19 protein-coding genes are annotated in these 23,630 nt (G+C 58.7%); 7 read left to right on the top strand and 12 right to left on the bottom strand.

What is annotated here, in order from left to right; all coding sequences use genetic code 11:
* Positions 1 to 27 precede the first annotated feature (27 nt).
* Both FXO11_RS14905 and FXO11_RS14910 read left to right on the top strand, forming a co-directional pair.
* A complete protein-coding gene (locus tag FXO11_RS14905; RefSeq protein WP_148863718.1) occupies positions 28 to 780 on the top strand; it encodes a TVP38/TMEM64 family protein in 753 nt (250 codons plus the stop codon).
* 5 nt (positions 781 to 785) lie between these two features.
* Positions 786 to 3,029, top strand: a complete 2,244-nt coding sequence (locus FXO11_RS14910) for a hypothetical protein (RefSeq protein WP_264766232.1) — start codon at positions 786 to 788, stop codon at positions 3,027 to 3,029.
* A 61-nt stretch (positions 3,030 to 3,090) separates the two neighbouring features.
* Here FXO11_RS14910 and FXO11_RS14915 read toward each other — a convergent pair whose 3' ends face one another.
* Together FXO11_RS14915 and FXO11_RS14920 are read right to left on the bottom strand one after the other, a co-directional pair.
* Positions 3,091 to 4,761: a methyl-accepting chemotaxis protein gene (locus tag FXO11_RS14915; protein ID WP_148863720.1), complete on the bottom strand. Its 1,671-nt coding sequence runs from the start codon at positions 4,759 to 4,761 to the stop codon at positions 3,091 to 3,093.
* Positions 4,762 to 5,030: 269 nt separating this feature from the next.
* A complete protein-coding gene (locus tag FXO11_RS14920; protein ID WP_148863721.1) occupies positions 5,031 to 6,362 on the bottom strand; it encodes an erythromycin esterase family protein in 1,332 nt (443 codons plus the stop codon).
* Positions 6,363 to 6,563: 201 nt separating this feature from the next.
* On the opposite strand from FXO11_RS14920, the gene FXO11_RS14925 reads away from it, so the two are divergent.
* Positions 6,564 to 6,971: a DUF2721 domain-containing protein gene (locus tag FXO11_RS14925; RefSeq protein ID WP_148863722.1), complete on the top strand. Its 408-nt coding sequence runs from the start codon at positions 6,564 to 6,566 to the stop codon at positions 6,969 to 6,971.
* Between the two features lie 6 nt (positions 6,972 to 6,977).
* Here FXO11_RS14925 and FXO11_RS14930 read toward each other — a convergent pair whose 3' ends face one another.
* Both FXO11_RS14930 and FXO11_RS14935 read right to left on the bottom strand, forming a co-directional pair.
* Positions 6,978 to 7,640, bottom strand: coding sequence for a hypothetical protein (locus FXO11_RS14930; RefSeq protein WP_148863723.1), 663 nt, complete (start codon positions 7,638 to 7,640; stop codon positions 6,978 to 6,980).
* Between the two features lie 245 nt (positions 7,641 to 7,885).
* Positions 7,886 to 9,190, bottom strand: a complete 1,305-nt coding sequence (locus FXO11_RS14935; RefSeq protein WP_148863724.1) for a DUF2252 domain-containing protein — start codon at positions 9,188 to 9,190, stop codon at positions 7,886 to 7,888.
* Between the two features lie 129 nt (positions 9,191 to 9,319).
* On the opposite strand from FXO11_RS14935, the gene FXO11_RS14940 reads away from it, so the two are divergent.
* The gene (locus tag FXO11_RS14940; protein ID WP_148863725.1) at positions 9,320 to 9,724 is read left to right on the top strand and encodes a DUF3775 domain-containing protein; all 405 of its coding nucleotides are present in this window, start codon (positions 9,320 to 9,322) and stop codon (positions 9,722 to 9,724) included.
* A gap of 119 nt (positions 9,725 to 9,843) precedes the next feature.
* On the opposite strand, the gene FXO11_RS14945 is transcribed toward FXO11_RS14940, so the two are convergent.
* Together FXO11_RS14945 and FXO11_RS14950 are read right to left on the bottom strand one after the other, a co-directional pair.
* Positions 9,844 to 9,987: a DUF3096 domain-containing protein gene (locus FXO11_RS14945; RefSeq protein WP_148863726.1), complete on the bottom strand. Its 144-nt coding sequence runs from the start codon at positions 9,985 to 9,987 to the stop codon at positions 9,844 to 9,846.
* Positions 9,988 to 10,174: 187 nt separating this feature from the next.
* Positions 10,175 to 10,549 carry a DUF427 domain-containing protein gene (locus FXO11_RS14950; RefSeq protein ID WP_148863727.1) on the bottom strand — a complete coding sequence of 125 codons (375 nt, stop codon included), beginning with the start codon at positions 10,547 to 10,549 and terminating at the stop codon, positions 10,175 to 10,177.
* Positions 10,550 to 10,833: 284 nt separating this feature from the next.
* Between FXO11_RS14950 and FXO11_RS14955 the strand changes: the two genes are divergently transcribed.
* Complete coding sequence (locus tag FXO11_RS14955; RefSeq protein WP_148863728.1) at positions 10,834 to 11,382, top strand: sigma-70 family RNA polymerase sigma factor; 549 nt, start codon at positions 10,834 to 10,836, stop codon at positions 11,380 to 11,382.
* Positions 11,379 to 12,092, top strand: coding sequence for an anti-sigma factor (locus FXO11_RS14960; RefSeq protein WP_148863729.1), 714 nt, complete (start codon positions 11,379 to 11,381; stop codon positions 12,090 to 12,092). Before FXO11_RS14955 ends, FXO11_RS14960 begins: the two co-directional genes overlap by 4 nt.
* A gap of 110 nt (positions 12,093 to 12,202) precedes the next feature.
* Here the strand turns inward: FXO11_RS14960 and FXO11_RS14965 are convergent, their stop codons facing one another.
* The 5 genes from FXO11_RS14965 to FXO11_RS14985 form a co-directional block, all read right to left on the bottom strand.
* Entirely contained in the window at positions 12,203 to 14,242 is a 2,040-nt protein-coding gene (locus FXO11_RS14965) for an NHL repeat-containing protein (protein WP_148863730.1), read from the bottom strand.
* A gap of 175 nt (positions 14,243 to 14,417) precedes the next feature.
* Positions 14,418 to 15,281: an isocitrate lyase/PEP mutase family protein gene (locus tag FXO11_RS14970; protein WP_148863731.1), complete on the bottom strand. Its 864-nt coding sequence runs from the start codon at positions 15,279 to 15,281 to the stop codon at positions 14,418 to 14,420.
* Positions 15,282 to 15,532: 251 nt separating this feature from the next.
* On the bottom strand, positions 15,533 to 16,201 hold the full coding sequence (gene tenA, locus FXO11_RS14975; protein ID WP_148863732.1) for a thiaminase II: 669 nt from the start codon (positions 16,199 to 16,201) through the stop codon (positions 15,533 to 15,535).
* Between the two features lie 99 nt (positions 16,202 to 16,300).
* A complete protein-coding gene (locus FXO11_RS14980) occupies positions 16,301 to 18,262 on the bottom strand; it encodes an aconitate hydratase (protein WP_148863733.1) in 1,962 nt (653 codons plus the stop codon).
* Between the two features lie 167 nt (positions 18,263 to 18,429).
* Complete coding sequence (locus FXO11_RS14985; RefSeq protein WP_148863734.1) at positions 18,430 to 19,998, bottom strand: phospholipase D family protein; 1,569 nt, start codon at positions 19,996 to 19,998, stop codon at positions 18,430 to 18,432.
* 285 nt (positions 19,999 to 20,283) lie between these two features.
* Here FXO11_RS14985 and FXO11_RS14990 point away from each other — a divergent pair, with 285 nt between their 5' ends.
* Positions 20,284 to 20,946: a DUF6629 family protein gene (locus FXO11_RS14990; RefSeq protein WP_148863735.1), complete on the top strand. Its 663-nt coding sequence runs from the start codon at positions 20,284 to 20,286 to the stop codon at positions 20,944 to 20,946.
* 67 nt (positions 20,947 to 21,013) lie between these two features.
* Here FXO11_RS14990 and FXO11_RS14995 read toward each other — a convergent pair whose 3' ends face one another.
* Positions 21,014 to 23,542, bottom strand: a complete 2,529-nt coding sequence (locus tag FXO11_RS14995; protein ID WP_148863736.1) for a sensor domain-containing protein — start codon at positions 23,540 to 23,542, stop codon at positions 21,014 to 21,016.
* Between the last annotated feature and the right edge of the window lie 88 nt (positions 23,543 to 23,630).

Consider the following 23,630-nt stretch of genomic DNA (forward strand, 5'->3'; position numbering starts at 1 on the left):
CAAACCCATCGAGGAACGCTGTATTCAATGGAACAGGCTGAACTGGAACGACGCGCAGGCTGGAAGAAATCGCCCGTACTGGGCATTCTGGCGAGCATTGTACTGGTCGGCGCGATTCTCGCCGTACTTTATGCCTTGGGCATCCACGAGCGTGTGGTCGAGCTCTTGCAATGGTTCGAAGCACAAGGTGCATGGGCGCCGGTGCTATTTATCGTGATCATGATGCTGGTGATGGTTTTGCTGCTGCCCGGCGTGTTGTTCACCACGGGCGCCGGTTTCGTCTTCGGCGTCCTCGAAGGTACGGTCTATGTGGTCGGCGGCACGGTGCTCGGTGCTGCGGCGTCCTTCCTCATCGCCCGTCACCTGTTTGGCGAGCGGGCCAAAGAATTCATCATGGCCCGGGCCAAGCTCAAATTGATGAGCGACGAGCTAACGCCCCACGGCTGGAAGATCGTACTACTGACACGGCTGATCCCCTTCTTCCCCAGCAAGATCTCCAACTACTTCTTCGGGCTGACTCATTTTTCCCTGGGCGGGTTCGTGGTAGGGAGTACCATCGGCTTTATTCCCTTTTCCCTGCACAATGTCTACCTGGGCTCTCTCGCCGCCGACCTGACCACCCTGGGCGTGCGCGAAACCGGTCGCTCACCGCTGGAATGGGCCATTTACGGTGCCGGGTTTGTAGGCACGGTTATCGCCGTGATTTTTCTGAATCGACTCGCCCGCCGAGCGCTGGCCAAATACACCGGTAAAGATGAAATCGTGGAGGATGTATCGTGAGCTGGATGAAATGGCTGCCCTGGCGCTTTGTGGTTCGTCACGTGGCACGCAAGCACGGTTTCCTGGACCCGATTGCGTTGCTATCCCGCTTGCATGGTTTCGCTCAGCCATCGGAGGTCGGCGAGCCCATCGAACTCCTGCGGGCGGGCGTGGTATTCCATGCCCGGGGCCTGATCAACAGCCGTGTCGTTCAGCATAACCTGGACTGGCTCTGGCCCTACTGGATCGAGAAGCAGTTCGACCCGGTCGACCCGTCGTTTATTCCCCGCGCCTTTTCCATCACCCACATCAACCTCAGTCACCGCAACTGGACCGCCGTGGGCCATCCTGATGTGGACGAGCTACCCATTGTCGACCCGCGCGGCCTGCTGACGCCGTTTTTCGACGGCTGGTCGCTGGACGGTTGGCTCATGGCCAACGACGGACGTTGTCTGCTGCCGTCACGGGTGCCTGAAGCCCAGCAACGGCAGGAACTGCGTGACGGTGTGAGCGTCACCACCGATACGTCGATGGACGGCCTGAAACTGACCACTCGCAGTTGGGTGGAGCTGGAACAAGGCATACCCGTGTGCAAGATGAGTCTGCGGGCGCGCAGCGATAGCGAAAGCTCGCTGGTCCTATCCCTGCGCCCGAGTAACCCCGAGGGCATCAGCTTCATTCACAAAGCCAGGATTTCCGAGCAACGGGATGCCTGGACCGTCGACGGACACAAGTCTGTGATGTTCAGCCGTCCGGCTGACCGCCACCATGTATCCGACTACAAACAAGGCGACGTCCATATCCACTTGCAGGACCGGGATGACCAGACCGACGCTGTTTGCGACGTGGGCATGGTCACGGCCGCTGCGTTGTTTACCGTCAAACCCGGCGAGACGACGGAAATTATCGCCAGCATCCCGCTATCGGATAAACGGGCGACGCTCGACTCGCCCGAGGCTTGGAGAGAGGAACGCGAGACCCACGCCAGGTTGGTCTGCCCCGATCCGCGTTACCAGTTCCTCTACGACGCCGCCGTGGTGTCGCTGATCCTGCACTCGCCGGACGATGTCTACCCCGGCCCGTTCACTTACAAACGTTTCTGGTTCCGGGACGCGGCATTCATCATCAACGCGCTGCTGGGTATCGGCCTGACTCGCCGTGCAGAACGGGCGCTGGATCGTTTCCCCGCCCGGCAGACGACGATGGGCTACTTTCGTTCTCAAGAGGGGGAATGGGACTCCAACGGCCAAGTGCTCTGGATTCTGCAGCGCTACTTCCACCTGACCGGCACCAAACCCGGTCCCGAATGGCACGGCCCGATCAAGCGCGGCGCCCGGTGGATCGCGCGCAAGCGTCTCAAGGACACACTCGACGCACCTCATGCCGGCTTGTTGCCGGCGGGCTTTAGCGCCGAGCATCTCGGACCCAACGATTACTATTTCTGGGACGATTTCTGGGGCATTGCGGGGTTGGAGGCCGCCAGCGAAATGCTGGCCGAATTCAGTGACGAGGAAAGCCGCGAGATGGCCCAAGAGGCCAACAACTTCACCCACGCTGTGGACCGCTGCCTGGAGAAATGCCAGCAACGTCTGGGCCGTCTGGCGTTACCGGCGTCGCCCTATCGCCGTCTGGACGCGGGGGCGATAGGCTCCCTGGCGCTGGGCTATCCCACGCAGCTTTGCGATCCGGACGATCCGCGCCTGCTCGATCTGGCCGATTTTCTGATCGAGCGCTGCTTCGTCAAAGGCGCTTTCTATCAGGACATGATCCACTCGGGCCTTAACGCCTACCTGACACTTCACGTGGCCCAGGTGCTGCTGCGAGCGGGCGACCCGCGCTATATCGATTTAATGGATGCGGTCGCCGAGCTGGCGTCCTCGACCGGCCAATGGCCCGAAGCCATTCACCCCGGCACCGGCGGCGGCTGCATGGGCGACGGCCACCATGTGTGGGCTTCGGCAGAATGGGTGCTGATGGTCCGCAACTGTTTTATCCGCGAGGAAGGCGAGCGATTGGTGTTGTGCTCGGGCATTCCCCAGCGCTGGCTGGATCAGCCCAAGGCCACCAGCTTCGGACCCGCGCCAACCCGTTTCGGCACGGTGTCCGTCACTATCACCCCACATCCAGAAGAGGCCCCCACAGTCGAATGGGAGGCCGACTGGCACGCGGAAGAGCCGGCGATTGCCGTGCAACTGCCGGGTCACGACTCGATAATGGCGACCAAGGGCTCGCGCTCGGTCGCGCTGTCGCGGCAGGGCGAGGAGGTCTGAGGAGAGTGGGCAACCATGGCGGTGCATCGCATAACCATGCGAGCCAGGCGGTATCCGCGCCTTAAGCGGCGCGGTCCGCCTTGCGTTCCTTGCGGAAGAAGGCCACGCATTGCTCCAGTTGCTTGCGCTCCGCAGCGGTCTGGTCCGCAAATTCGATACCGTAGCGATGGCGGTTATCCTGGTCCCGGCGCCAGACCACCTGCCCCCGAACCTCGACGATCCGCTGACGGGTGAAGTCGTGAATATCGTCACTGGGCATCTGGATCTGCAACCGCAGCCGATCTCCTTCGCCGAACCGTTGCTTGGCCAGCAAATTCAGGCCGGTCATGCTGATGTCCTGCGACAGCCCTTCGTACTGGGACTCCTTGTGCCAAATCGTGACCAGCAAGTGGCCGCTTACCCGCTGGGCATTGCGGCGTTCTTCGCCATCAACCGGCGCGCTGGCATTCTCGCTCAGGGTCTCGTCGTATTTCATGCCGGTAAGCTGACTTTGCAGGCGATTGGTTAGGTTGAACAGGGCGTCACCGATATTGGCCGTATTTCCAATCTTCTGCGAATTTTCCTGTAACGTACTGAAGAGTGTGGAAAGGGTATCGTTGACCTGCGCCAAACCCTCGAGCTGCTCGGTAGAAGCCTGGCTGATGCGCTGGTTGAGTTCCGTCGTCTTGGTGATGTCTTCGCCCATGGCCTCGATAATGCCGATGGTGTGCTCGGAGCGCTCGCGGTTCTCATTCATATCGGTCACCACACCGTCCATAACCTTGGACACCGCTTCCACCCGCTTGATCAGCGCTTCCACGATTCGGGCGACTTCCTCGGCAGATTGTCCGGTCCGCGCCGCCAGAGCCCGCACCTCGTCGGCAACCACCGCAAAGCCACGCCCACTGTCGCCTGCCCGGGCCGCCTCGATCGCCGCGTTAAGCGCCAGCAAATTGGTCTGCTCCGATATCGAGCGGATAGCGCCGACGATTTCTCCGATGGTATCGGCCTCAGCCTGCAGCTCGCCCACTTCGCTGGAGGCCTTGCTGACCCCGTCACCAATGACCTGCATCTTTTGGATGGTCTGCTGTACCGAATCGACGCCTTCCCGTCCCCTGGCCTCGGTTTCCAGTGCCTTTTCCAGGGTGCTGCCGCTCAAGTCGCGGACCTGCTCGGAGGCATGGTGCAATGCATTGGTCGCTTCGGTGACCTCCGTCGAACGGGCTTCCTGGGCGCGGCTGATCTGCTCGATTTCACGGGAGACCGCGGCAATCTGATAGGCGGATTGCCCCATGTGAACCGAGGAGTCGTGGATACTGGCAATCAACTTGTTAAGCCGCGTAAGCATATCGTTGAACTGGCGCTGCACCTGCCCGATTTCGTCCTGCGATGTCACTTCGACCGGATGGGTCAAATCCCCCTTCTCCACCGATCGGAGGGAACGGATCAACGCCATGATGGGGCGCACCATGAATGCAGCGAGGATAGCGATAAGCCCGAACTGGACCACGAACTCCAGCGCCGACTCCCAGATGGCGGTCACCTTGACATCGTCGTAGTGCTGATGCAGCACGGCCATTATCTCTTCGCTGACGCCCTCTCGCTCAGCCAGAGCCAGCATCGATTGCAGATTCAGCATTTCGATAAAACGGTTATAAAGCGTCGTCGCCATGGTGACGGCGAAAAAGGTGAACTGTAGTTTCCAGCGGATGCTAAGACGTGACCACCAACCGAACATGGCTACCTCAATCATTGTTACGCGGATACTCGCGACGCTTTAAAGCATTGGGAATGGCCGATTAAAGACCAATCAGACAAAGCGCGAATGTCATAGAATGCTTTTAAACGAACCGACTATTTGAACATACAACATAAGTCGGCAAGGCGAGGGAAAACTTAAGAGAATTAACAATCTATTGACTTTTATGTCGTCAATCACTCCGCATAGGAACCGAGCGCCAGACGATTGCGCACTCGGTTGCCATCGCGCCCAATAAAAGCCGAATCCGGCGTCAGGTCGAGCTACACCCCAAACGGATAAGTCTCGGGATTGGCGTCGCTCCACTCCGATACATTGTCCATCGGTTGAAGCGCTCGCGTGCGGTCAAAATGGAAGACGGCATCGAACTGTTCGGGCAAGCGGCAACGGAAGTAGTGGCTTTGGCGTTCGGTCCGGGGCAGATAAAGCACGCCAATCGCCCTTTCCAGGCGCGGTGCATGGAGAACCTCCGGCGAGGCGCTCCCAAGCTCCAGGAAAAAGTCGTTAGCTTCCATTTCGTGGAAGAGGCCTTCATAGCTCTCTGGCAAGGCCGGCCTGACCGCTTTGCGTTCGACCGGTCCATCCCACGCGGATGCTGCGGAAACTGAACCACTATGCGTCGTGAAGCCGACAAGCAAGGCATCGTCTCCGGCCCGTTCGCGGGCGAGCTGGCCGACGTTGAATTCGTCACGGTCACCCATCTGGGTCGCGCGGGCATCGCCAAGGTGGGAGTTGTGCTCCCAGACGGCGATTCTGGCCGGCTTGCCCGAACGCTGGGAAAGATGCTTCTGCAAGGCCTCCAGCGTGTCGCTCATATGCCGGTCCCGTAGGTTCCAGGTGCTGATGCGATCACCGAACATGGCCCGGTAGTAGTGCTCTGCATTGCGCACCAAACGGGCATTCTGTTCGGCCTGGAACAGTTCGTCCCGGGCCAGCATGCCATCTTCGCGCACGTAGTTGGGCGCATTCTCTCGGAGCCGGACCAGTTGATCGACCACTTCCTTCTCGCAGGATGGACGCCGTCCCATGGTGACACCGAAACCATAGCGCTGTTCGCTGGAAAGATGATCCAGACAGCCGTATTGGCGTCGCGCTTCCTCGGCCGCTTCCGGATCGACGCGGTCCAGATACTCGAGCACCGCGCCGATGGATTCGTAGAGGCTGTACATGTCGAGCCCGTAAAAGCCGACACGCAGCTCTGCCGGCTGGCTTTGGTTGTATTCACGCAACCAGTCGACAAACTCCAGAATAACGGTATTACGCCACATCCACAGGGGAAAACGCTTAAAATCCGCCAAAGCCGCCTGTGCGGTCGTGTCTTTGCCGATTCCGTTAACATAACGGTTCACGCGATACGCCGCTGGCCAATCCGCTTCGACAGCGACCGCCTGCAAACCCTGATCGAGAATCAGGCGCTTGGTGATTTCGACCCGGGTTTCGTAGAACTCATGGGTACCGTGGGTAGCCTCGCCCATGAGGATCAGCGATCTGTTCTTACACATTCGCAACAACGGATCGTAGTCGTTAGCACAGTTATGGAGAGGGATCAGCGCTTTTTGAAGTTGATCAAGTTCGCTTGCGGTCTCGGTTGCCATGGTCGCCTCCAGGTGATTAGAACAACTAATCCAGGCGCGACTTCATTTTCTGCGTCCTTTGTACCTCATACTTTATGGGTAAAGCTCATGCGCTTAAAGGGTTAGTGCACTCGGACGTTTTCCTCTGCGGCTATCCGTGGGATAGGATTGAAAGACTTCAACCATCCGGCTCTCTGTCGCCGTCACGGAAAGGACGCTCCATTGAATCTGACCACGCCAGCTCTGCTCTTCCCCGCCATCTCCCTTCTACTGCTCGCTTATACCAACCGGTTTCTGGTGCTGGCCCAATTGATCCGCCAGCTCAAACAGATGGAAAGCGAACGAGACCAGAGCATTATCGCCCGTCAGCTCGGCACCCTGCGCAAGCGCATCGTGCTGATCAAACGCATGCAGGCCACCGGTGTACTGAGCTTTCTGATATGCACGGTGTCCATGTTCGGTCTTTTCCTCGGCGCCAACGTTTTCGGCGTCATCTGTTTCGGTGCCAGCCTTATCCTGCTATCCCTGTCACTGCTGTACTCGCTCTACGAGATCATCATTTCCACCGACGCGATCAACGTGGAACTGGAGGATTTCGAAGCCCGGCATCGGCGGGGTATATCGTCCTGATACGCTTCAGGAGCCCCCAAAAAACCGCGGATTCCGCTCAATAAACGCATTGATCCAGCGCTCCAGGAACGACACCCGGCGTCCGTGCTTCAGGTAGTGCCAGCCCAGGATGGAAATCACCAGGGCGCCGATGGTATCGACAATCAGGTCCCACATGGTGTCGGTGAGGCCAGACGGGTCGCCTAGCATCGGCTTCTGCATATTCATGCCAAAAACCTGATCCATGGTGAACTCGAAGATTTCCCAGATCGCACCGAAGCCCAGAGCAAACAGGAACGCAAAAAAAGCGACGAAGCCCGCCCGCAAGTGAACATCGACCCGGTCGGTTTCGTTCAGGATATGCACCAGCAGGAAACCAACAATCCCCAATAAAAATCCGGAGCTGGTGTGCAACACGATGTCCCACCACCAAAAGCGCGTGTAATAATCGCGCACCTCACCCAAAAACAAGGCAGCGAAAACGAAAGCAATGGCCAGCAACTGCATCTGCGGCGGAACAAAAATTCGGAACCGGCGTTCAAGCACGACGGGGAAGAAGGTGATACCGATGATCAGCAGCGTGAAGCCGGCCGTCACCCACTGCCTTTCCCATAACGCGAATAGCGCCTGGCCGAGAAGCACCAGTTGGAGGGCGACGGTGATTCGCTGGTGAGTAATCCTGAAACGCATCCAAGGCATCCATGAACTTGGGATTCCATCTGACCATATCACAGTAAGGCAGGCGCGCCGGGAGCATAAGATTAAATGTCTTAAGTAGAGCGGTTCCGGAACCCGTGGTCCGAAACCGGTGGACCGAAACCCGTGGGAAACCCGTGGAGAACCCCTGAAAAGTGCTCAGAAGACGACGTCGGTCGCCTATCAGTTATAACCTGCCATTCTCCGGGCCAGCCCCCGCTGGCCCGGGTTACCGCTCTTCAAGCGAGACCGAAGTTCTCCAGGAAACAGCGGTAATCGCCCTCCACACAGTCCGCATAATCCTCGGCGATGGCTGTGACCAAGCGCACGAAATCGTCTTTCCGGTCCTCGGTCTTGGCCTGAATACCTTGTTCGAACAGAAACGGCACATCGGGATTCAGGGTGCGGCTAGCGCGCTTGTGTTCAGTGGCCAGGATCTGGCCCCAGAGGCCCGCCATCTTCTTGAGATCTTTCTTTTTATCCAGCTTGTCGGTAGCAAAGTCGTCCTTGAACGGTGAACGCTCACGCACCGAGAACACGGCGCCATCCATCTTCAGCCAGCCCAGGTAACGGTCGGGATGCTCCGCCAGAGCCCGAAAGGCGCGGGCGTGGCGGGTGCCTTCGTTTTCGTAGGTCTGGTTGTAGGCCTCACGCTCTTCCTGCGACATGGCCGTCAGGGCCGACGGACCATCCTGCTGCTTGATGTCGAGGATTAGATCGTCGTGCTCCTCGCCGCCCGGCCCTTCAATCAGGGCATAAAACCGCGGCGTACCCAGCGAGCCGGTACCCGCCTTGATGCGGCGCACCACGTCCTTGACGCGGAAAAATTCCGATTCGCCGCCATCCAGCGTCTCGCGGTACGCGTCGAACGCCACCATGAACTGCTTTTTCGCCTGGGGTGAAAGGCGCTTGAGCTTGGGGTTGGTGGCGTCGAACACGCGTTTACCGTTCTTCTGCACCCGGGTCCATTTGTTCAGCATCCGCTGACGGTCTTTCTTCTTGGCGACCTTTTTTAGAAACGCCTTCAGCGGTTTGTCGGCCGTCTCTGCCGTAAAGTGGATTTCACTGTCGAGGTCTTCCGGCTCATAGTGAGCCGCCGTTTCCAGATAGGCTTCGGCCAGCGCTTTGATGCCCTTGCCGATCTCCGCAGCATCGAACTCGCCGTTTGCCCGGCTGTCCAGCACCAGGCTGATAGCCAGCCGCCACAGATCGTATTGGTAGTCGCTGACGATGGCATCGTCGAAATCGTCCAGGCCGTAGATCACCTCGCCGTCATGATTGGCAAAGGCGCCAAAGTTATAGACGTGGGCATCGCCTTGAATCCAGGTCTGGGTCGAGGCAACGCCACCGAAGAGCACAAAGCGCCAATCGTTGTACATGTCCTGCCAGAATAGATGGCTGGTCCCCCGGAAGAAGCGATAGGGCGACTCCGCCATGGCGGCGAACTTGCGCTTGCGCGCCACCTCGTCCAGCGACTGGTTGTTGTCCGTGATCGCTTGTATGACTTGGTTCGCCCGGTTGTGCAAGGTTAGTTCCTTCAGCATTCGACGTCTCCACGACAGGTCTCAAGAATCTTCCCCAGCCTATATATAAAAACATGACAGTTGAAATCTCGTTCGCCGGGACCCACAGAAATAAGAACGATCAAGGAACCGATGGTTAGAGGAACGCTTATGTTGCAGGTGAACCCGGAAACCGTATGCCGGCTGATTGAGCTGGCCCAAAGTTATCATGCGCGCGAGCAGGCTGGCATGCCCGAAGAAGGCGGCAATGCCGGCGATGACTGGACTCAGGAAATGCTGGCCGATCACGGCGACGACACCAGTTACCTGGAGTTCGAGACCATCGTCAAAGACCTCGAACCCGATCAGCAACAGCAAGTGGTCGCTTTGCTCTGGCTGGGCCGGGGCGATTACACGCTGGAAGAATGGGACGGCATCGTAAAGCAGGCACAGGACGAGTGGACACCGGAAACCGCCCAGTACCTGATCGACCATCCGCTGCTGGCCGACGAGCTACGCGAGGGCCTGGAACTGCACGGTCACAAATGCGAGGAGATGAGTACGATCGGGACATAACTTCATGACACGCCGCGCCCGCACGGGGTCTAGCAGGGAAAATCACGAACGCTAAAGAAACCGCCACTGAAGCACTCCGTGGCGGTTTTCACCATTCATCTCGTACTCATCGTACTCGATCAGAAGCCCTGCCCCAGCAACCCCAGAACACCCAACACGATCAGGTAAGCTGCGACGATGTAGTTGAGCAGGCGCGGAAAGAACAGGATCGCCACGCCAGCGCCGAGGGTCAGCAGCGGCGCTAATTCCAGATGAAGCGTCATAACGTTACTCCCTTATGCAATGGTCCCACAGACGAAAAGTCCATAGATAGCATGACAGCCCTTTAGTTCTGTCGCCATTCCCGACAAACCGCTTTACTAACACCCTAGCAAAGCCACCGGAACCAAAGAATTACGCTGAGCTTGCCATTCTTTTAGCGTAACGGAGCCGACTCTCCGCTTCGAGGCTTCAGAGCGGCGCTGTTTCGATACGTGTCACCCGATCCGGATAGAACGCCAGGTGGCTCGAGATCGCCTCGGCCCCGGACAGTGGCGACTCGTAAGACCAGGCGGCGTTCTCCGATCGCTCCCCTCCGGCCGGAATACTGAAGTACGTGGCATCGCCTTTAAACGGGCAGTGGGTGGAGTGCTCCGTCTGCCGTAACTCTGTCATCACCACATCCTTGCGCGGGATATAGAGCACGTCATCCAGCCCTTTCTCATGCAACACCTTGGCATTGGCCGAGTCGGCGATCACCAAACCGGCGACGACCACGGTCACCCGGTGGGTGCTCGGCTCGATTGAAATGGCATGGGGACGGTCCTGCTGTCGGGTCTCAGTCATATCGGGCTCCTTGGCGGTATTCGCCGTCGATGAATTCGGCCATACAGGCCGAAAGCAACCCATTGTCACCGTGATACCTGACAAGTCTCAACTGCGTAGAGAAGCGATGGGTTTGACTGCCATCATCCAAAATCCACCCGGCACCGCCTCCGAATGCTAAGATCGAACGTATTACCACCGGGCTCGCACCTTCGCTGCAGTCGCCAACCTGCATGTGCGGAACGAATCAACCTCTGGTCGGAAAGGCCATGGAATGCTTTGACGGGGAACGTGTGTCGATAGCAATGGATAGCTTTGATTATGAAGCCTGCCTACGCGCCTGCGCCGACCGCCAAAAGGGCGCATTGCGAGAACTGTACATTGAAGAGGGCAATCGGCTGATGGGGGTGGTTTTCAATATTGTAAGAGATCGCGCGACCGCGGAAGACCTGATCCACGATCTATTTCTGAAGATCTGGCAGAAAGCGCACACGTTCGACGCCACGCGGGGCAATGGCCGCAGCTGGATCTACGCGATAGCCAGGCATCTGGCGCTCGATTCTATCCGCTTTTCCAAGCGTCACATTACACAGAGTCAGCCGGCCGAAGACATCCCGGATACCCGTGATAGCGGCTGGTACGAGAGAATAAACTCGACGCATTGGGGCATGGGCGACAGCCGGATACAGGACTGCATCATGGCGCTGGAGCCCGAGCGCCGGTCGTGTATCTACCACGCCTACGTCAACGGCTATACCCAAAGCGAGATCAGCGATCTGCTCGGCGCGCCGCTGGGCAGTGTGAAGTCATGGATCAAGCGCGGCCTGCTGGCTTTACGGGAGTGCCTGGGATGATAGACGAAATCGACGACGCGCCGCTCTTTGAGCTGGCGGGCGAATATGTACTGGGCACGCTGTTGGAGACCGAGCGCCGCGCAGTCACCGAGCGCCTCAAAACAGACACCGAATTGGCTGAGCTGGTGGCCTACTGGGAGGACAGGCTGGTGCCGCTATGCGATCTTATCGAGCCGATGCCGGTGCCATCCCGGGTCTGGCAACGGATCAGCGAAAGCATGGACACGGGCCAGGCTCGAACAAACGCCTCGCAGGCCGAACCGTCCACCCTGGAAGGGTGGTGGCGCAGCTTGAACCTATGGCGTGGACTGGCCGCCACCGGCTTTGCTGTCGCCCTTTTGCTGGGGCTGATGCTCTCGCTACAGCAAACGCAGCCAACCTACATGGTGGTGTTGGCGACACCGGATGGCCACGCCCCCGGCTGGGTGGTCAAAGCCAGCGACCGCCGGACCCTGACCCTTCAGGCCCTGGGCAGCTTTGAAGTTCCCCAAGGCAAAGCCCTGGAGTTCTGGACCAAAGCGGATGACTGGAACGGTCCGGTCTCCCTGGGACTGGTCAAACCGGGACAGCGCCTGACGGTCAACCTGGATGACTTACCGCCCCTGGAGGAAAACCAGCTCTTCGAGATTACGCTGGAAGACGAAGCAGGCTCACCGATCGGGCGGCCCACGGGCCCCATCGAATATATCGGGCGGGCGGTGCCGCTTTAGTCCACAGTGTGCCGTTGAAGGCCGCCACTCGTCAGACACTATCTCTGAAAAACGTCGCTCAAAAAAATGCCCGGGTAAAAACCCGGGCATTCTTTATTGCGGCAGCCGACTTATTCCGGCATCAGCACAATGGATTCAGGCGCCGTAGCCCCAATGGTGTCGCTTGGTGCCACGTTGCCCATCAACGCAGCATCGGTCAGGAAGTTTCTCCAGACCTGGATCTGGCCATTGATCTTTTCGGCCACATACAGGTCCTGACCATCAAACGCGATGTCAACGGGATTGCCCAGGCCGGTGAGGTCGGTGCCATCGCCCGGATTCGCGACCCGCTTGCCAACATCGGTCAGGCCTGTGGCGCTCGAAGCGGACGGAATCGTCATCAACGAGCCATCGTTATCGGCAGCCCCGGACCCAACATCGGCAACGATCAACGTATCCGACGACTGGTCGTAACGGATACCGTGAAGATTGGTCGGCGCTGCGAATGCCGTGCCCGCAGAGGCCGGAATGATAAGGCGATCCGAGCCGCCCTCACCCATATCCTGGGAGAAATCATCATAGGCGGCGACCGTGCCATTGGTCAGAGCGACGTAAAGCGTGTCCCCTGCAGGATCGTAGTCACTGTCCCAGGGCGCGATGTTGCCCGTGCTGACCACGGTCGGCGCAGCGTTGCCGCTTGCGCAAGCACTGAAGACCAGCACTTCCGCGCCGCCCTGCTCTGCAACAATCATCAGACCTAGATCGTCGGCCATTTCAATGCCTTTCGGCGACATCAGACGCGTATTCGAGCCGGTGATAATGCGATCCCGGTTTGCATCAAAATTGTCCCGGGCGCCCAATGCTCCGATCACGGCTATACCGCTATTGTCGGTGGTGCCATCGTCAAAGGTGATGTAGGCATTGCCGTCCCGGTCCAGCGTTACCGTCTCGGCACTGGCCAGTTCGGAATCGAAGGCTAACTCAGGTGCCGAGGCTAGCGTGCGAGCGTTAGTAAACAACTGACCGGAGGTGGCGGAACCCGGCGCCGGATTGCTGGTGGTCAGCACCCGGTAGGCCGTTTCGGGGTCGACAATATCCGTTACGCCAGGCGCCGGCTCTGACTCCGGAACAACCGCCAGGGACTCCGGCGCGGGCGTGTCGAGAACGAGATCCGCCGCCACATCGCCACCTGAGCGTTCGAAAATATTCTGGTAGACGAGCACCGCGCCACCGTTATTCGCCTTCTCGGCGATGCGCACATCCGTGCCATCCAACTGCAGATCGACCGGGTTCCCAAGGCGCGTGTTAGGGCCTTTGAAGGTTGTCGCCGCTGTCACCTCGCCGTCTGCGGTACTGGCGCTGTTGATCACGTACAGCTTACCGTCATCGGCCGAGCCAGCCTCACCCACATCCGCAACCACCAAACGGTCGCCGGCGGCATCGTAATCAATACCGTGCAGGTTCACCGATGCTTCGTCGTCGCTATCGACAATGGTAAAGGTGCGATTGGCGCCGCCGACTCCGCGGTTCTCGGCGAAGGCGTCAAAAACGGCCACCGAGCCGTCGACCTGGGCGACATACAGGCGGTCGGACGCCTCGTCGTAAGCCACATCCCAGGCATTGGCGCTAAGCGCGACCGTCGCCACCGGCCCGACGTTGCCAGCGGCCGTGGCGCCCATCAGCAGCAACGTGCTGGCGCCGTTGTTGGCCACGATCACCAGGCCCTCACTGGGGATGGCGGCGATACCCTTGGGGCTGGCAAAGGTCGTGCTGGCACCGGCAATCTCATAGCGGGCATCGCCGGTCATCCGCGTTGCCGCATTGCAGGCGGTCACCAGATTACCGGTGTTGCCCAGATCGCCAGCCTGCACAAGATGTCCGGCTTTATTGACCAGCACCCCTTCGTTGGCGCCGGTAGTATAAGTGTTCAACAGGCCGAGATCCTCATCGCGAACCCGCACGTTGGTATCGCCCGATGAACTGTTGCTGGCCACGTAAACGGTTGCCGGAGTGAATTCCGGCGCCCCGCCTCCGCCTCCAGCCATGCCGTCGTCATCATCGTCATCGTCGGAGTTACACCCTGCAAGCCCGACCAGCAAACCGGAGATGGAAAGTGCAAGCAGTGTCTTTTTCGGCCATGTTCCCTGTTGTGAAAAAGGCATCTTGTTCATTACGTCATCCTCGAAGCTTTTGTATTTGAGCCTGCCCTGGCCTTCAGCCTTTGGCTCTGGCTCCCGAGGTGACTACTCGGCAACACGGTTTTCGGAGGCAGTTTTTTTCGCGCAATTGAACAGGCTTTAATAACACGGCAACGCTGGCCATAGGGAAGAGGCTAAGAAACCCGGTTTACTCGCGCACATCCATAAACTTCCGCGCCCACTCCCGGTTTTCGTCCAGCGTCGAGTATCGCTCCGAAAGCTCCGAGGCATTCAATGTGCCCTCGGCGATGCGGCGCTGTTCGCGCAGGCAGTCGTAGGTGGCCTTGATCGCCGCAAAGTAGGCGCTGTGACCGTTGACGACGACCCGCACGCCATTGGCGGCCAGCCGATCGCGGTCGCTCAGTTCCGGATTGTCGTAGGCGACCAGAATGATCGGAATCTCGATGTGCGCGCTAATATCTTCCAAGTGATCGAAGTCCCGGATGCCCACCATGCAGATGCCGTCCACCCCAGTGGCCTGGTAGGCCTTCACCCGTTCGACCGCCTCGTCGATACCAAGCTGGCCGGCATTGGTACGGGCGAAGATGGCCATAGCGGGATCGATGCGGGCATCGAGGGCCGCTTCGAGTTTGCCCACGGCTTCGTCAAGCGGAATCAGGTCGGTGGACTTGTGGCCGTACTTGGCGGGAAGCAGCGTATCTTCAATGGTCAGGGCCGCAACGCCCGCACGCTCCAGCTCGGTGATGGTGCGGATCACGTTCAGCGCGTTGCCATAGCCATGATCGGCGTCGGCAATGATCGGCAGCCGGGCGACACGGCCGATCCGAGTGGCCTGCTCGGTAAATTCACTGAGGGTAATCAAGGCAAAATCCGGCGCGGCCAACACCTGGAGTGAAGCCACCGAACCACCGAGAATGCCCACTTCGAAACCCAGATCCGCCGCAATTCGGGCGGACATGGGGTCGAAGGTCGACGCGGTGTAGTAACACCGCTCGGTGTCCAGCAATGCACGGAAATCCTTGCGCAGGTCGTGCTGCGAGGGGGTTGCCATTCCTTTACTCCTTGAAGGCGTTGAAACTGAAGAGGCGAGAACAGAATGAAGGTCGCTGTACAACGATCAGGCTCGACCTCTATCGGGTCGGCAAATTTGCACGAAGCAACGACGCCTCGAGAGCGCCGCAGCCAAACCCGCGTACGGCGACTCAGCAATAGGTCAAAGCATCATGTCTAGTGCTTCGGAAGTGTATGCCAGCGGGGGGAAGGCGATAAATACGCCAAAAGTCAGGTATGGAGGATGTCTGCCTAATCGCTTTGGTGAAGTCCCATCTCCCAAAAATCGATTTCCAGCCGGGTGGCTTCGCTGAAAATCCGGGTTAGCTGCTGAAAGCGGGCTGGTGTGACATCGGCAAGCTGGCCATTCAGCCAGTCAAGTTCTGCCTGCATGGCGCCTTGAAACTCTTCGCTCTCATACATGGCAATCCAGGCATCGTAGGGGTTTTTCTCGCCGCGGACCGTCTCGCTACGCGCGTTCAGCCAGTTGGCGATTTCCCCGTAGCCCACCATGCAGGGCGCCAGCGCGACATGAAGGTCCAGCAGGTCTCCGCGGTTGCCCGTATCCAGCACATACCGGGTATAAGCGAGCGTGGCGCGGGCTTCGGGTAAACTTGCGAGAGTCTCTTCGCTGATCCCCCACTCCTGGCAATAACTCACATGCAGGTCCAACTCGACGTCGACAATAGCCTGCAGCCCCGCCTTGGCCTGCTTCAGATCGGCCAGTGTCGGGCTTTTATAGGCTGCAAGTGCAAAGGCACGGGCAAATTGAATCAGAAACAGGTAGTCCTGCTTGAGGTAATGGCGAAAGGCCTCGGGGGCCAGGGTAGCGTCCCCGAGTTCACGGACAAAACGGTGCTCGATGTATGACTGCCAGTCCTGCTGGCAGGCTTCTTTTAGGTGGTCAAATCTATAAGGCACAATCAATCCTTTTGCGACACCCGGGCGAGCGCCTTTCCTGGCTCCTCCAGGCAAATCACGCACGCCACACCTGGTGTCGTAGTTCAGTGATATGTGTTCTCAAGCGACGAGCGATTCCCGCATCATATTCAGAAGCCCGCCCTTGAGTACCATTTTGATCTGGCGTTCGCTGAGATCGTGAGTAAGTGCGTACTTATCGCCGCTACGGCTGTTCTTGGCGGCGATCTTGCCGCCGGAAGCCAGTGTCTGCGCCAGGTCGTCAAACGTCAGTTCATCGCCCTGCTCAATCCTGTCCAAATCCCCCGGCTCGGCAAAGCGTAGCGGCAGGATGCCGAAGTTGCACAGGTTCTGCCAATGTATGCGCGAATAGCTCTTGGCGATAACGACGCGCACGCCGAGATAGCGCGGGGCCAATGCGGCATGCTCGCGGCTCGATCCCTGGCCGTAGTTGTCGCCACCGACAATCACGGAACCCTGCTCCTGGTACTTCTTGGCACGTTCCGGGTAAGACTCGTCGATCCGGGTGTAGGTAAACTCGCTGATCGCCGGAATGTTGCTCCGAAACGGCAGAATTTTCGAACCCGCCGGTAGGATCTCGTCCGTGGAAACGTTATCCCCCACTTTGAGCAGCACAGGTGCGGTTAGCTCGTCCGGTAATCCGTCGAACTGAGGCAGCGTACTGATGTTGGGCCCCTTCTGTACCACGCTCAGCTCCGGATGTAGGGCCGGCGGCCGGATATTACGATCCTCGACATAAAACGTTTTGCTGCCGTCGAAGACGGGGTAGGCCATATCCAGATCCCGCGGATCGGTGATCACGCCCGTCAGTGCCGAGGCCGTTGCCGTCTCGGGGCTGCACAGGCAGACCTTGTCCTCCACGGTGCCGGACCGCCCGGGAAAGTTGCGCGGCACCGTACGCAGACTGATTTGATCCGTGGCGGGCGCCTGGCCCATACCGATACAGCCGTTGCAGCCGGTCTGGTGTAGTCGCGCGCCAGCGCTGAGCAGGTCGGTCAGATGACCGAGCTTGGTCAGGTTTTCCAGGACCTGGCGGGACGTCGGGTTGATATCGAAAGACACGCCATCGTGGATTTGACGCCCCTTCACCATCATGGCCGGTACCACGAAATCCCGTAAGCCGGGGTTGGCGGATGAGCCAATGTAGGCCTGATAGATGGGTTCGCCCGCCACCTCGCGCACGGGCACGACCTTGCCGGGGCTGCTAGGAAGCGCGATCAGCGGCTCCAGCGTGCTCAGGTCGATCTCTTCATACTCGTCATAGGTCGCGCCGTCATCGGCTTCCAGCTTTTCGAAGTCATCCTTGCGCTGCTGCTGTTTAAGAAAATCGCGAACGGCATCGTCTGCCGGGAATACCGTGGCCGTGTGCCCCATCTCCTGGCCCATGTTGGCAATGACATGACGGTCCATGGCGGAAAGGTGTTTGAGGCCCGGCCCGTAGTATTCGATGATTTTTCCGGCGCCGCCTTTCACGTCGTGGCGGCGCAGCATTTCCAGGATGACGTCCTTGGCGCTGACCCAGTCCGGCAATTTTCCGGTCAACTTCACGCCCAGTGTCTTGGGCATATTGAGGTAAAACGGCTCGCCGCAAATGGCCATCGCCACCGCAAGGCCGCCGGCCCCCATCGCCAGCATGCCCAGCGAACCGGCCGCGCAGGTATGACTATCCGAGCCCAGCAGCGTTCTGCCGGGCTTGCCGAAGCGCTCCATGTGCACTGGATGACTCACCCCCGAGCCGGGCGGACTGTACCAGATGCCGAACTTTTCGCAGGCGCTCTTGAGGAATAGGTGGTCGTCGGGATTGCGGTTGTCGACCTGGAGAAGATTATGGTCGACGTACTGTGCCGAGATTTCGGTCTTGGCCTGATCCAGGCCCATGGCTTCTAACTCAAGCATAACCAGGGTGCCGGTCGCATCCTGGGTCAGGGTCTGGTCGATCTTGAGACCGATTTCCTCGCCCGCCTTCATCTTGCCCGAGACGAGATGGGACTCGATCAGCTTCTGCGCCACATTACGCGGTTGGGTCTTGTTCTGTTTCGTCATTGGGTTCACCTCCCTGCGCGATCCAGATGAGGTGCGGGTTCAGCCGCACTCAGAAAGACACATCCTTTCTAATAATATGTGCGACTAGCCGATGGGATACAACCCTGAGGGCGAACAGGACGCAATCTCTGATTAACTATTGGCGAGTCCAATCTCCGGCGCCTACCTTAGAGCATGCCTTCAATCGGAAGCAGAGAGAAAAAGCCCACGTTGAATCGTTTGAACCAACCGGTCTCCGGTTCGGTTTCCCAACGCTCCGTACCGTTCCCCGCGCCGCTGGTCCAGTATAGGTCGCCGTCTTCGTCGAGTCTGACCCGATAAGCCACCTGGGGCAAGGTCTCTTCGAACAGTGCCTCAAGCTTGCCGGCAAGGGCCGGGCTCTGGATCAGAAAACCCAGCTCGGTATTGAGGTAGGCCGAGCGCGGGTCGAAATTGAACGAGCCCACGAACACCCAGGTCCCGTCGACCTCGAAGGTTTTGGCATGAAGGCTGGTGGCCGAGGCGCCGAAATTGTGGATGGACTCTGCCATTTCGCTGTGTTCCGGCAAGGCTTTCATCTCGTAGAGTTCGACGCCACCCTCCAGAAGAGCGTTTCGATAGCGGGCGTAGCCTGAGTGAACGAGAGCCACATCCGTGGCGCTGAGGGAGTTGGTCAGTACACGCACCCTGACGCCCTGATCCACCATTCGCACCAGGGCTTCGACACCGGTATCCGTGGGGATAAAGTAGGGTGACACGAGGTTGAATTGCTGATGAATGCCTCCAATCGATGCCGAAAGCTGGGTCGTTAACAATCCTTCGTCGTCCACCCGCCCCAACCCTTTACCCGGTGCATCGCTGAACATGCGTGTTCTCGCCCACTCCAGCGGCAAGTCGCCGGTCCCGAGCCGGCGGGCGAAGCCGGAGGATCGGATCGCCTCGAAGTAGTCTTGTGCGCGGGGCGTGCGCCATACAGCGTCGATGGACTGACTCAATTCGGCGACATCGGCCTCACTCGTCTCGCCCAGGATTAGCGCTGCCGGATAGGCGGACTCACTCGCCCAGTAGCGATCAAAATCCGTAGACACCTTGCGTACCACATCCCCTGCCACCATCACATCCAGATCGCTGAACAGCACGCCGTCCGTTGCACCGAAATACGCGTCCCCCACATTCCGCCCGCCCACCACCGATATCTGGTTGTCGGCGGTGAAGGACTTGTTATGCATGCGGCGGTTCAGGCGGGAGAAATCGGTTAGAAAACCGAGCCAGCGGGCGGAACGGATGACAAACGGGTTGAACAGGCGAATCTGCATATTCGGGTGAGCATCTGCAGCACGGAGTATGGGATCCATGCCCGAGGTGTTCATGTCGTCCAGCAACAGGCGCACCCGCACGCCGCGATCCGCGGCCTCCAGCAGTGACGCGAGCAGGACCAGCCCGGTCGTATCCGCCTGCCAAATGTAGTACTGAACGTCGAGGGTCCGGTCCGCCAGGCCGGCCAGAAGTACCCGTATGGCGAAGGCATCCCTCGCATCTGCCAGCGGATAAATCCCCGCAAGCCCGGGATGTGCGGCCAGGCGTCTCTCCAACCCCTGACCCATTCGCGTTTCGAGAGCCTGCTCGAGTGGAAGCGCCCGGGAGGATTCACGCTCCTCCAGCGACGGCAGCGATGCGCATCCCGCCAGAAGCAGAAGGCACGCGCACAGAGCGCCCGCGAGTCCCGACCGACAGAGTTGCGGCACATACCCAGACATGGTGACCTCCCTGACAATTGCTCCGACGCTCGTCGAAAAACCTAGCCATTGGAAGGAGTCATTTTGATAGCCACCCATTGACTAAATTTCACCCGCCTTTGCCTCCATAGGACCACAAAAGCCCAGCTACAGCATCCCTTGCTTGCGTATCACAGAACGGTAATGGAACGGGCAGGCGTGCAAATAGATCGGACTCCACGAAAGGCGCATACTCGGGCATCGCGTTAGGCCCCGGCAATGGCAGGGCCAGCCCATGGAGCTTCTACCCGAAGGAATCGTCAGCCGATGTGCTTTTCCGCAACAGCGAGCTTTGCCAGCGGTGCAACCGTCGCCATCGTCGGCGTGGCCACCCTGGCGAGAACCCGTCACCACAACGAATGGCTGTTCGCGGCGATACCGTTTCTCTTTGCGATACATCAAACCATTGAAGGCATGGTTTGGCTGGGCCTGCATGACCGCCTGGGAGCCGGCAGCCTCGGCGGTTGGGGCTTTCTTTATATGCTCTATGCCCAGGCCCTGCTGCCGTTACTCATGCCTTTGAGCGTATGGCTGATCGAGCCGGACATGTTGCGGCGCCGGAGGATCCTACCCTTTCTGATGCTCGGTGTGGGCCTATGCGCCTATACCCTCTGGGCGTTGATCAACTTTGAGACCGCGATTGAGGTTCGCGGTCATAGCGTGGCCTACAGCAATTCGGGTACAGGTAGCCGGTTGGTGGCTGCACTTTATATAGCTGCCACATGCGGTGCGGTCCTCTTTTCCGGCTATCGCTACATCGTGGCGTTTGGCGTGCTCAATCTGCTGGGCATGATTACGGTGCTTATTTTCAAGCAGTATGCATTCACTTCGATTTGGTGCGCTTACGCGGCAATCATCAGCGTTTTGATCTATGTCCATTTTCATCGCCGCCGACGAGCGGAAGCGCAAGGGGCCGTACTCGAGCACTAGCCTTACGGTTATGCTTTTCTCAATTCTCAGCTCAGCGAATGTCAAAACAGTTACGAAAGCAGCCCTGTTATGAAAGCGACCTTTCACGACGGAGCAGGTGCTCTCTATACCAGGCTTCGAACGCCTCGCTCGACATCGGCCTGGCGAGGTGAAAACCCTGCCCTTGCTGGCAGCCCAGCGAACGTACGTGCTCCAGCGTGCTTTGCGTCTCGATACCCTCGGCCACGACCTCCAGCCCGAGGTTGTGTGAAAGCGCGACCATAGCACCGGTTACGGTTTGGCTGACGCTATTCGCGCCCAGGCTTGTAATAAAGGATTTATCGATTTTGACTTTGGTCAGCGGCAAGCGTGCCAAGTAGGTCAAACTGGAGTGGCCGGTGCCGAAGTCATCCAGCGCGATGGTCACGCCCTTACTCTTCAACTTTGCCAATTGTGCAATCGTGTGCTCGATATCATCCATGGCGGCTGTTTCCGTAAGCTCGATCTGGAGGGCGCCTGGCTCCAGACTCGCATGCGTCAACGTATTCAGAAAACGGTCTACAAATTCATGGTCACGGAGTTCAACCACGGAAATATTGATGGCGATCGGGAGCGGGGGTAAGCGCTTCGTAAGCCATGCGGCGTACTGTTGAGAGACCTGGCCGAGAAGCCAGCTACCCAGTGAGCCAATAATGCCGGTGGCTTCCGCGATGGGGATAAACTGCTCCGGCCCCACATCCATCTCATTCCAACGCAGTAAGGCCTCAATGCTAATCACGTCGCCAGACGCCAGATCGAAAATCGGCTGATAGGCCAGCGTGAAACCTTCCTGATGAAGCGCGATTTTCAGTTTCTGCTCGATCATCCGCGTTAACCGGGTGTCGGCGGCAAGTTCCGCTGAGTAGAAACTGAACTGTCCACGCCCGCCTTGCTTAGCCTGGTACATCGCGAGGTCGGCATGACTAATGAGCACGTCGATGTCGGCTCCATCCCGAGGGTACAAGCTGATGCCTATCGACGCACTCAGCGTTAGCTCCTGGCCGTGAATGCAGTAGGGCTCACTGACACGTTCAATAATCAGGCGCGCGGTTTCGGCGACACTGTGAACATCCGCAATGTCTTGGAATAGGATCAGGAACTCGTCGCCACCGAGACGAACCAGAAAATCCTCAGAGCGAATGCATTGCCTAAGACGGGTGGCAGCCTCTTTGAGCAGTGCATCGCCAAGGGCATGTCCATGGGTGTCGTTGATCCGTTTGAACCGATCCAGGTCCATAAAGAATACGGCTGACGGCCGCCCCGTGCGTTCGCTGTGTGCAAGCAAGTGTTCGGCATACTCGAAAAGCTTGGCGCGATTGGGTAGATCCGTCAGGGGGTCATGGAGGGAAGCATGTAAAATCTGCTGATCCGCCACTTTGCGTTCGGTCACCTCCTGAATGATGCCGGTCATTCGGGTCGGATATCCATGACTGGTGTAGAAGCGGCCTTGGGCATGTATCCAGTGAACGCTGCCGTCCGGCCAAATAACCCGGCATTCAATATCCAGATCTTTTCCGTTTTCAATAGCCTTGGTGAGATCGCTTGCAACCCACTCCCGGTCGTCCGGGTGGACGTGCTCCAAAAAGGTCTCTCGCCCCCAGTACGGGGCGCCCTCGGGATAACCGAAACACTGGTCGTGAATGAGGGAGCAGTGAGCTACGTCATTCACCAGATCAAGGTCCCAGTCGCCAATACGGCTGGCCTCCAAAATAAATTTCAGGCGCGCGGAGGTTTCCCGCTCCATCGCTTCCACCTCTTGCTGGGTGGTGACGTCGGAAGCCGTAACCACGGCGCCCAGGATATTGTCCTGCTCGTCCCTTATGGCAGACGCCGAAACCAGAATGGTTTTCTGGACGGGCGTCGTCCCGAACGTCTCGATATCGAGGAGTTCATTCTGGACGTTCTGGCCTCGCAATGCCCTGACGATAGGCCAGTCCTGCGAATGTAGCTGTCGTCGAGGATAACCGGGGTTTGCTGGCCACCACGCTCTGAATTGGGAAATATCTTCGAGGGCCACCGTAAACGATGGATCGATGCCCCAAAGGCGTCGGTGGGCAGCGTTCATCTTTAAAACCACGCCATCCGCGTCGGCCACCACGATGCCTATAGGGGCGGCAGCCAACGCAGCCTTGAATTGGCGTTGTTCGGTTATCCGATCATCACCAGAAGTGGCCACGGTTAGCGCCCTCGCGGACTCATCCGGCACCTTGCGAAGAATCTTGCCGAACCCCAGCCATTCGTTTCTCTCTCCGAAAAGGGGGTAAGTTCGGTCTTCAGCATAGAATTCAGTACCGTCCCCGCATCGCTGCCAGTAGCTTGAAAGCTCGCCCTGGCGACTGGCGTTCGCACGGGCTAGCGGATCGGGTAGCGGGGGTGCGGGAAGGCCGCCCGCGCTGAAAATCTCGGAGTAATGGCGCGCCTGCACGTCTTCTTCGGTCCAGCCCAGCAGTTTTTCAGCGTTTTCCGGCCAATCGACGACATAGCCGTCAACATCAAGCACAATAAAAGCGTGATCGCCCGCCGCACGGGTCAAAAGCAGTAACCGCTGCTCCGGTGACAACCGTCTCAAATCACTCATACAGGAACATTTTCCGGGCCACACTCAAGAATTTACGGCTTACGCTGGTTTCCGATAAACCGTAAATTAGCTCCCTCGTTCATTTCGT

The organism is Marinobacter fonticola (assembly GCF_008122265.1).
Taxonomy (GTDB): Bacteria; Pseudomonadota; Gammaproteobacteria; order Pseudomonadales; family Oleiphilaceae; genus Marinobacter_A; species Marinobacter_A fonticola.

Excerpts from the sequence above, each read along its gene's own strand:
- FXO11_RS14905 (WP_148863718.1), top strand. The coding sequence starts at position 28 with ATGGAACAGGCTGAACTGGAACGACGCGCAGGCTGGAAGAAATCGCCC.
- FXO11_RS14910 (WP_264766232.1), top strand. The coding sequence starts at position 786 with ATGAAATGGCTGCCCTGGCGCTTTGTGGTTCGTCACGTGGCACGCAAG.
- FXO11_RS14915 (WP_148863720.1), bottom strand. The coding sequence starts at position 4,761 with ATGATTGAGGTAGCCATGTTCGGTTGGTGGTCACGTCTTAGCATCCGC.
- FXO11_RS14920 (WP_148863721.1), bottom strand. The coding sequence starts at position 6,362 with ATGGCAACCGAGACCGCAAGCGAACTTGATCAACTTCAAAAAGCGCTG.
- FXO11_RS14930 (WP_148863723.1), bottom strand. The coding sequence starts at position 7,640 with ATGCGTTTCAGGATTACTCACCAGCGAATCACCGTCGCCCTCCAACTG.
- FXO11_RS14935 (WP_148863724.1), bottom strand. The coding sequence starts at position 9,190 with ATGCTGAAGGAACTAACCTTGCACAACCGGGCGAACCAAGTCATACAA.
- FXO11_RS14940 (WP_148863725.1), top strand. The coding sequence starts at position 9,320 with ATGTTGCAGGTGAACCCGGAAACCGTATGCCGGCTGATTGAGCTGGCC.
- FXO11_RS14945 (WP_148863726.1), bottom strand. The coding sequence starts at position 9,987 with ATGACGCTTCATCTGGAATTAGCGCCGCTGCTGACCCTCGGCGCTGGC.
- FXO11_RS14950 (WP_148863727.1), bottom strand. The coding sequence starts at position 10,549 with ATGACTGAGACCCGACAGCAGGACCGTCCCCATGCCATTTCAATCGAG.
- FXO11_RS14955 (WP_148863728.1), top strand. The coding sequence starts at position 10,834 with ATGGATAGCTTTGATTATGAAGCCTGCCTACGCGCCTGCGCCGACCGC.
- FXO11_RS14960 (WP_148863729.1), top strand. The coding sequence starts at position 11,379 with ATGATAGACGAAATCGACGACGCGCCGCTCTTTGAGCTGGCGGGCGAA.
- FXO11_RS14965 (WP_148863730.1), bottom strand. The coding sequence starts at position 14,242 with ATGAACAAGATGCCTTTTTCACAACAGGGAACATGGCCGAAAAAGACA.
- FXO11_RS14970 (WP_148863731.1), bottom strand. The coding sequence starts at position 15,281 with ATGGCAACCCCCTCGCAGCACGACCTGCGCAAGGATTTCCGTGCATTG.
- FXO11_RS14980 (WP_148863733.1), bottom strand. The coding sequence starts at position 18,262 with ATGACGAAACAGAACAAGACCCAACCGCGTAATGTGGCGCAGAAGCTG.
- FXO11_RS14985 (WP_148863734.1), bottom strand. The coding sequence starts at position 19,998 with ATGTCTGGGTATGTGCCGCAACTCTGTCGGTCGGGACTCGCGGGCGCT.
- FXO11_RS14990 (WP_148863735.1), top strand. The coding sequence starts at position 20,284 with ATGTGCTTTTCCGCAACAGCGAGCTTTGCCAGCGGTGCAACCGTCGCC.
- FXO11_RS14995 (WP_148863736.1), bottom strand. The coding sequence starts at position 23,542 with ATGAGTGATTTGAGACGGTTGTCACCGGAGCAGCGGTTACTGCTTTTG.